Source organism: Candidatus Albibeggiatoa sp. nov. BB20, assembly GCA_016744725.1.
GTDB lineage: Bacteria > Pseudomonadota > Gammaproteobacteria > Beggiatoales > Beggiatoaceae > Albibeggiatoa.
The window spans coordinates 1-5,537 of record JADGDW010000223.1 but is presented as its reverse complement, the minus strand read 5'-3'; the positions used below and the strand labels follow the sequence as shown (position 1 = coordinate 5,537).

5 protein-coding genes are annotated in these 5,537 nt (G+C 37.6%); 1 reads left to right on the top strand and 4 read right to left on the bottom strand.

The genetic code is table 11. The annotated features are described in order from the left end of the window. Positions 1–315: 315 nt before the first annotated feature. The 4 genes from ABXH34_RS17410 to ABXH34_RS17395 all read right to left on the bottom strand — a co-directional run bounded on the left by ABXH34_RS17410 (position 316) and on the right by ABXH34_RS17395 (position 4,503). Complete coding sequence (locus ABXH34_RS17410) at positions 316–678, bottom strand: HEPN domain-containing protein (protein WP_353573156.1); 363 nt, start codon at positions 676–678, stop codon at positions 316–318. Positions 679–683: 5 nt separating this feature from the next. After that, entirely contained in the window at positions 684–1,457 is a 774-nt protein-coding gene (locus ABXH34_RS17405) for a hypothetical protein (RefSeq protein WP_353573155.1), read from the bottom strand. Between the two features lie 21 nt (positions 1,458–1,478). Beyond that, a complete protein-coding gene (locus ABXH34_RS17400; RefSeq protein ID WP_353573154.1) occupies positions 1,479–1,652 on the bottom strand; it encodes a hypothetical protein in 174 nt (57 codons plus the stop codon). A gap of 85 nt (positions 1,653–1,737) precedes the next feature. Next, positions 1,738–4,503, bottom strand: a complete 2,766-nt coding sequence (locus tag ABXH34_RS17395; RefSeq protein WP_353573153.1) for a valine--tRNA ligase — start codon at positions 4,501–4,503, stop codon at positions 1,738–1,740. Positions 4,504–5,272: 769 nt separating this feature from the next. Between ABXH34_RS17395 and ABXH34_RS17390 the strand changes: the two genes are divergently transcribed. Then, a partial coding sequence (locus ABXH34_RS17390; protein ID WP_353573152.1) for an ApeA N-terminal domain 1-containing protein occupies positions 5,273–5,537 on the top strand: 265 nt, incomplete at its 3' end.

Sequence of the window (5,537 nt, the reverse complement as noted above, 5' to 3'; positions counted from 1 at the left end):
TTTAGATGCTTTTATCGAAGCCAGTTTGAAAAGCGGATTATAAGTTATTTTATCTAAAATCAATGCTTTGGGAATTTTTTAGAGGGAAAGAGAAATTGGACTCGAAGATATGTTGAATAGAAAGGCATTTGAGTGAGTATGAGATAGATACCAAGTCAATATAAACATCTTATGATTCAACTCAAGGTCACTAGAGAACCATTGCTCGACCTGCTAAATCTATTTTTTGCCAAGGGCTCGATTATTTGAGACATTTATTATTTAATCTATATGAATTTAATAGCTTAAAACTTTTGCTCTACATCCTTTAAAAGATTATTGACTTAATTGTTCGATTTCTTGTACTAATTTGCTTGCTCTTTGTACTACTGACTTTGCATCTTGGATTGAGAATGTTTCATCAAGTTTATAATCTGCATCAGTCCTAAATCTTTTCAAATCATTTAGTTTATTGCCTATTGATTTGAATTGTTTATTTTTCTCAGCTTGTAAGGTTTTTATGATTTTTTCATGTGATGCGCCACTAGAAATTTTATCTTGTTTAAACTGAGTTTCTACTAAATTTTTAGCTTTGTGATAAGCACAATAGTATGCTCTGCTGGTTGCGTTTCGATAGTCTACTTCTTTGTTATTTTTTAATATTTCTGTTGCAGATTTTAAAAATTCAATTGCATCCATGCTTCTTATCCTGCGTATACTCTGTACAAAGGTGAAAAGTGATAAACAACATCAGCAGGCAAATCTAATTCCGCAACTGCCTCAGCCAACTCATCAGCCATTTCACAAACTTCATCAATGGATTTATCTATATAGATTTCATAGCGAAATTCATTACTATTTTGGTCAAAGCTGATATAGACTTGTTTACCCATGGAAAAGCCTAATCTTTGTATTACCTTATATTTTCTCAAAATATCAAAATGAGTGGCAAAGAGAGGTTCTAACATTTCTTCTGTAATATTTAGCTGTTCCATAAATAAAACGGTATCTTGCATTATTATTTCATTATCAATAGAAAAAGTCTTGCTAGCAGCTTTTTTCTTATATTGCTTTAATATTCCATAACTTGTAATGAATAAATTGCAATAAAAACAAGATGCTATTGCTTCATCTAGTTCCTTTAGATTTAATAGGTTTCTATCAAATAATGACTTTAATATTTTTCCACTTTCAATTTGATAACCCATCATACCTAATGATGCAGCATAATCTTGCTCAATAAAAGCATCCTGTTTTACTAGTTTTATAGCCTGTTTAAAATTTTCATGTATTCCTTTTATATCTGACTTAAGAGTTGCTATTCTGCCCAATGCTACATAAGCCATGACAGCATCAACCTTCATAAGCTTTTCAGCCTCATGAGTTAAACGAGCAATTGTAAACTCATCTACTTCCGTAGTATCTAAGCAGCTATGTATTTCAGATAATAATTCAGCACTTTTAGGTAATGGTTGCATAATATTTTCCTTTTATTTTCTTTAAATTCTTGAAAAAGGAATGGCTGTTTCACCTCTCGTTGTCATTAATAGTTTCAAATCATCAATATCTTCTTGCTCAATAATCTCCACACCATCTTGCTCTAAATGCTTTAGAAACCAAACAATTTTGTCTTTTATCTCTTCAGTTTGAATTGATACAGTAAGAATTTGCATTTTATACTCCTAAACAAAACTGCGAAGGAGTCATGCAAAATACATAAACTCCTCAATCGCAAATCAAAAAACTGATTATTGAGAGTTAAATCCCCTTAATCTTCTCTAATTGGGTTTCTAATTGCTGTAATGCACTGCTAAAATCGGCTACCCGTTGCTTTTCGACATTGACAATGTCCTCAGGCGCACGCGCAGTAAACTTAGGATTATTAAGCTTAGCTTGGCATTTATCTAAATCTTTGCGGATTTTATCCATTTCCTTGGTTAAACGCTGAATTTCTGCATCTTTGTCAATTAAGCCTGCGAGTGGAATCAACACCTTCATTTCACCGACTAATGCGGTTGCAGATTCGGGTGGATTAGCATCGGATTCTAACCAGCTGATGGTGTCCAATTTCGCCAAAGTGTTCAATAAAACCCGATGGGCTTCCAATTTGGTTTTATCATCAGCACTGCCGTTTTGTACCAAAATTTCAAGCCGTTTACCCGGCGCAATATCCATTTCTGAACGAATCCGCCGAATCCCTAAAATAAATTGTTTCACCCATTCAATATCTTGAACCGCGTCTGTATCCACTTTATCCGCATCAAATTCAGGATACGGTTGCAACATAATCGTGTCACCTTGAACCCCTGCCAATGGTGCAATTTTTTGCCATAACTCTTCGGTAATGAATGGAATAAAAGGATGTAACAAGCGCAAAAGGGTTTCCAATACACGAACCAAAGTACGACGTGTACCACGCTGAGCTGCCTCACTCGCGCCTTTTTGCAACACAGGTTTTGAAAACTCTAAATACCAATCACAATACTCATTCCACGTGAATTCATATAATGTTTGTGCTGCTAAATCAAAGCGATAGGCTTTAACATATTGATTTACTTCTTGTTCAACGGTTTGTAAATGCGAAATAATCCAACGGTCAGCAAGCGATAATTCCACTGGCTCAGAGCCTAAACCTGTATCTTGGTCTTCGGTACTCATCAATACATAACGGGTGGCATTCCATAATTTATTGCAGAAATTGCGATAACCTTCAATCCGACCTAAATCAAACCGAATATCGCGCCCCGTCGATGCCAACGCAGCAAAGGTGAAACGTAAGGCATCCGTACCAAACGCGGGTATGCCATCAGGATAGGCTTTGCGCGTCACCTTCTCAATCTTGGCGGCCATTTGGGGTTGCATCAAACCTGTGGTGCGTTTTGCGACTAAATCTTCCAGCTCAATACCATCAATCAAATCAATTGGGTCAAGTACGTTGCCTTTGGATTTAGACATTTTTTGCCCATCCGAATCACGCACAAGTCCATGAATATAAACCTCTTTAAATGGCACGTCGCCGATAAACTTAATCCCCATCATAATCATTCGTGCGACCCAAAAGAAAATAATATCAAACCCTGTCACTAGCACACTGGTTGGATAAAAATTGTGTAAACGTTTGGTATCATCTGGCCAGCCTAACGTTGAAAATGGCCATAATGCGGAGGAAAACCACGTATCTAAAACATCATCATCTTGACGTAATATTAAAGCATCGTCTAATTGATATTTTTGGCGAATATGCGCTTCAGAATAACCAACATATTCCTTGCCATCCGCGTCATACCATGCGGGAATTCGATGTCCCCACCAAATTTGCCGACTGATACACCAATCTTCAATATTACGCATCCATTCAAAATAGGTTTTACTCCAGTTTTCGGGAATAAATTTAATCCGACCTTGTTCAACCGCTTCAATTGCAGGTTTGGCTAAAGACTCAACTTTGACATACCATTGATCGGTTAAAAATGGCTCAATCACCGCGCCACTACGATCACCCCGCGGGACTTGTAATTTATGTTTATCAATTTTAACCAATAAACCCAATGCGTCTAAATCAGCAACCACTTGTTTTCTCGCATCGTAACGGTCTAAGCCACGGTATTTAGATGGTGCATTGTCGTTGATTTTGGCATCTTCAGTCAGAATATTGATTTTTTCTAAATCGTGACGTTTACCCATTTCATAATCGTTGAAGTCATGCGCGGGAGTAATTTTGACACAACCTGAACCGAATTCTGGATCGACATAATCATCTGCAATCACAGGGATTTTGCGCGACGTTAACGGCAATTCGATAAATTTACCGATATATTTTTGATAACGCTCATCTTCAGGATGCACTGCAACGGCGGTATCACCCAGCATGGTTTCTGGACGAGTTGTAGCGACCACCATATCACCGCTGCCATCATCTAACGGGTAACGTAAGTGCCATAATGAGCCATTTTCTTCTTCTGAAACCACTTCTAAATCAGACACTGCCGTATGTAAAACAGGGTCCCAATTCACCAAACGCTTGCCGCGATAAATCAAACCTTCATCATATAAGCGCACAAACACTTCACGCACGGAATGGGACAAACCTTCATCCATGGTAAAACGCTCATGCTCCCAGTCCAATGATGCACCCATACGCCGTAATTGTTGGGTAATTTTGCCGCCCGATTCTTTTTTCCAATCCCAGACTTTTTCGGTAAAGGCTTCGCGCCCTAAATCATGACGGGTTTGACCTGCCGCTGCTAATTGACGTTCCACCACCATTTGGGTGGCAATCCCTGCATGATCGCTGCCTGCTTGCCATAAAGTGTTATGACCTTGCATCCGATTGTAGCGGGTGAGTAAATCCATAATCGTGTCTTGAAACGCATGACCCATGTGCAACGTACCCGTCACATTGGGTGGAGGAATCATGATGCAATAGCTTGAATCACTTTGATTAGACGGGGCAAAGTAGTTTTTCTGCTCCCACGTTTGATACCAGCTTTGTTCAATCGCTTGCGGGTTATAGGTTTTTTCCATTTTATTATTGTCGCCACTTAATTTAGAAAAATATTCTATTATAACTTAGATTGGGGAATAACTTGAGGGGAAGTGAAGGGGAAATTAGGGCAATCTCATTAAAATATAGCATGATTTTTAATTTACTATAGAGTCAACAAGTTAAAAATATGGGGTTTTATAATCTTGTGAAAAAATACCCTTTCTGCTTTTTAATTACTTGATTTTAAAAGAATTAAATTTTAATGATATTGCCCTGAAGGAGAAATTTTTGTCTCATTCCTACGCAGTGTGTAGGAATGCAGTCCAGATGCATTGCGTCATCAATTTACTCGATGTGGCACGTCGTGAAGGCGTTCCCACAAACTTTATGGGAATGAGGTAATAAAGATAAAAGGTTATTTGCAATTCAATAAAAAATGCCACTATCCAGTTTGAACAATAGGCGGTTCGTTAAATAATGGCTCGCAAAGCAGAGCTTTTGGGGCAGGCATTACCAAATAGAATTTGGTAACGAGTTAAAACCCATCTGGGCAACTGCTTAGAACGTGGTCAAGGATTTGATTTTCTTGGGTATCGGTTTGAAGCAGGTAAACGATGGGTACGTCTGATATTGCAATCCATTATAGTAGCCATCAACAATCCTTTATGTTCTTTACTCTCCAGTGAAACCATGTCTGCACAAACTCGAATTCGTGAAATTTTCTATAATCACACCTCATTTCCTGACCGAGAAAAAATGCTAAACTAGGAGACTAAAAAATGAACATAGTAAAAGAGTTATTTTAGAATGAAATTATTTGAAACAACCGAACGTTGGACTGGTAAGTTTTCAATTAGTAAAAATAGTGATGATGAATTAGGTGATATTTTCTGTCATGGTGAAATAACTTATACGCCAGAAGATGGTGTAAACCTTTCTTATTCAATTATTAAGAAAATTCGCCCTTTTGGTGAAAATAAGACTGTTCCTGATGCAAATGTATTTTATGGCATACTTGACTCTGGAAAGCTTTGTACTTTGATTGGTGTTATTCTTCCATATACATCTCCAC